This is a genomic window from Vibrio splendidus 12E03 (genome assembly GCF_000272105.2).
Lineage (GTDB): Bacteria > Pseudomonadota > Gammaproteobacteria > Enterobacterales > Vibrionaceae > Vibrio > Vibrio splendidus_I.
Genome location: NZ_AJZD02000031.1, coordinates 1 through 1,192, shown reverse-complemented (window position 1 = coordinate 1,192; position 1,192 = coordinate 1). Strand labels below are relative to the sequence as shown.

Sequence of the window (1,192 nt, the reverse complement as noted above, 5' to 3'; positions counted from 1 at the left end):
GACCATAAATGTGTTTGAACACTGGTTGAATGTGAATGCTGATTGTGTCTGTTTTGAGTGAATTGCAGAATGCAATTAGGTTGATTATTCATGGTTTTGATTCCGAAAGATTTTTAGGGTTGTTTGGTTTCTCACGTCAAACAATGAAACTCTAATCTATAGAAGATCTCTTTAAAGATCAAATGGTAAATTTTAGACACAAAAAAGCCGTCTACTTTCGGGAAGACGGCTCTATGCGAATGCTATGTAGTTAGATTGAGAGTCTAACACATTCTAATTCTCGAAAAATACACTACATAGAAAACTATGTAGTAGCGTGCTATGTAATGCACTTTTTACTCCAAGAACGTAGGCACATTATAAGCTTTTCCTGCTTATTCATCAAATAAAGTTTTACTTTAAAATTTATTAATACTGTATAACACTCGCCCAATGATACAACATTGACTAAATGCTTTATATGTCACTTTTTCATCTGCATATACTGGGTTTAAGCTTTTTATTATTAAGCCATTAACGCTATGTTCAAAACGTTTAACTCTTAGAACATCGTCTTTTTTATAGACATATATTTTACCGTCTATGACTTTTGTATCAGAGGTGTCTATAAATACTACACCGTTATCAGATATTGCGGGCTCCATTGAATCACCATGTACTCGAAGTGCGATTGTATTTTTGGCTATGTCTTCTGGTGGTATAGGGATTAAATGGCTGCTTATCATTAAAACATCAGAATGCCCATTATAGTATCCCACTCCCGCACTGCAGTGAATTTCTTCATAAAATGGAACTTCAAACAAGTCATTGTTATTTGTATGTTGTATGCCATTAATTAGCCAGTCATAACTCTCATTCAGTATCCCACATAGCTCTATCAATCTTTTTTGAGAGGGTAAATTCACATCATTTTCCCATTGATTGACCGCTGATTGACTAACACCTAAAAGCTGAGCTAATTCTTTTTTGGAGATGCCTAGATTGTTCTCTCTAGCTTTTTTGATTCTATGTCCTAGTGACATCCATCTTTACCTGAAGGTTAAATTATACACCTCCAATTCTCCTATTTATTGAGAACAGTAACTCTTTAAAAATTCATTTTTTACTTTAATTGTAAAGCTAAACTTTACATTGTTTTTTTGTTGATTTATTATCCACCGAACTGATCAAATGATCAGGTATGGATAGAGTT

Annotated in this window: 1 protein-coding gene; it reads right to left on the bottom strand. The window is 33.5% G+C overall.

Annotation, left to right across the window (positions count from 1 at the left end):
- Positions 1 to 398 precede the first annotated feature (398 nt).
- Complete coding sequence (locus A142_RS03370; RefSeq protein ID WP_019824164.1) at positions 399 to 1,022, bottom strand: XRE family transcriptional regulator; 624 nt, start codon at positions 1,020 to 1,022, stop codon at positions 399 to 401.
- Between the last annotated feature and the right edge of the window lie 170 nt (positions 1,023 to 1,192).